Genomic DNA, 1,785 nt, shown 5'->3' on the forward strand with positions numbered 1-1,785 from the left:
CTCATCACCCGAGAGTATTTTACCACATTTCTCGCTTCTCCGCTACTTCTATTTTCTATCTTGGTGAAGTACTAGTTCATCTCGAAAATCTTCAATTAAATTCGAAACTTGATCAAGTGCATCTGCTTCATTTTTCGATTGCCACAGTCCCTTCCAGCCAAGGAAATCAAGAAATGTAATCGCGCCTGAAATCAAGCTATGCCGGGTCTCAGCATTGTGGTTGAACTTCTCTATCGCGTTCGTTATGCCCTGCTGCTTTTGAGCAAACGAAACATCACTATTGGAAATATTATATATTTCTTTAACCAATATGTCCGTCTGTTCGGATGCTGAAAAGTAATTGGAAAGATATACTGAAAGTTTGGTAGTATCTAATTTCTCATGGAATACGCAAATGTTTTCTCCACGCCTTGCAAAGAAAACCGTGTGCCGTTTTCCGCTGTATCTTGAGTGGAAGTTGCCTGCATATAATTGTGGGCGCGTTCTTTTTCCATTCAAATAACAGCATGATACAAGCTCTGCAAACGCATCTAATAGGTTTTTTGATAGAAACTCCGAGATTAGCAACGAGTCCGAATCACTAAATATATCATCCTCTTGAAGTCGTAACTTCTTTACATCGCTATTACCCAGGATTGTGAAGGTTTTGGTATTTAGCTTCTGATAACAGAACATATCGTATGCAAGATTACGCATTTCATCATGTAGTTTGCTATCTACTTCAGCAATCGACACGCCGATATTCTGCCCCAACTCGATGACTCTTTCCAGACATCCCTTGATACGGCTAATTGGTGGTAGTCCTGTTTCGTCAAAAAAAGTATTAATTGTGACCACATCCCCACATCATTTCTTGCGTAATATACTGGTTTGTTGACACGATTAGTCAAACATTGATTTCCAAAACATAGGTTCAAACCACCGCCTCAAGGCGGTGGCTGCTTTTAGCAACCCCTTTTCAGACGGGTTCAGAAGTGGTAGAATTAAGAGGAAAGGAGCGATGCCGAGTGTCGAAGTGCAGAACAGGACGTCATACCATATACGATATAAAATACCACTTTACCACTTTGTGTGGATAACGAAATACCGATATAAAGTATTGCAAGGGAATGTAGCAGTCCGGCTGCGGGAGTTGCTGCGGCAAGGATGTAAGGCAAGAGGATTGGAAATTGTGTGAGGAAGTATCAGCAAGGATCATGTGCATATGCTGCTATCGTATCCGACCACAATGGCGCCCAGTCAAATAGCGCAGTATCTGAAGGGAAGATCATCGCATTTGCTGCAAGATGAGTTTCCAGAGATAAAGAGGAAGTATTGGGGCCAGCATATGTGGGCACGAGGATATTTTTGTGGAACAGTAGGGCAGGTGGATGAAGAAACAATCAAGCAGTATGTTGAAAATCAAGGGAATGAGGAAGAGAAGAACTTTACCGTTGTGGATGGATAGCTACTTGAGTAGAACGATTAGCGGACTTCCAGTCTGGCACAAGGTGCTGGCTTTAGCCTGAGCGCAACTTTTAGTTGCCATATGAACCCACCAGCTTTAGCCGGTGGGTGTTCAGTTTTTTAATTATAGCGTAATGCCACCGAAATTGCAAGAGTACGTTTTTCAGCAGGGTCATTCGATCTGTAGGAGTACAATACATGTTGGACAAAAGAGGAAGAAAAGAGTAGAAGGATGAGGCCAAATCGGTTAAAGTTGAGTTACCACACTTAACACAACCGAGAGGAGGCCACATCCTTCATGAGAAAGAGTATAACACAGGACATGGCATACAGACAATC

The 1,785-nt window shown here is 42.4% G+C and carries 1 protein-coding gene and 1 pseudogene; one reads left to right on the forward strand and one right to left on the reverse strand.

What is annotated here, in order from left to right; all coding sequences use genetic code 11:
• Positions 1-48: 48 nt before the first annotated feature.
• On the reverse strand, positions 49-837 hold the full coding sequence (locus tag NFS22_RS23490) for a hypothetical protein (protein WP_251320042.1): 789 nt from the start codon (positions 835-837) through the stop codon (positions 49-51).
• Between the two features lie 163 nt (positions 838-1,000).
• Between NFS22_RS23490 and tnpA the strand changes: the two are divergent.
• Positions 1,001-1,447, forward strand: a pseudogene (gene tnpA, locus NFS22_RS23495) (IS200/IS605 family transposase).
• Positions 1,448-1,785 lie beyond the last annotated feature (338 nt).

The organism is Flintibacter muris, from assembly GCF_943192995.1.
GTDB lineage: Bacteria > Bacillota > Clostridia > Oscillospirales > Oscillospiraceae > Lawsonibacter > Lawsonibacter muris.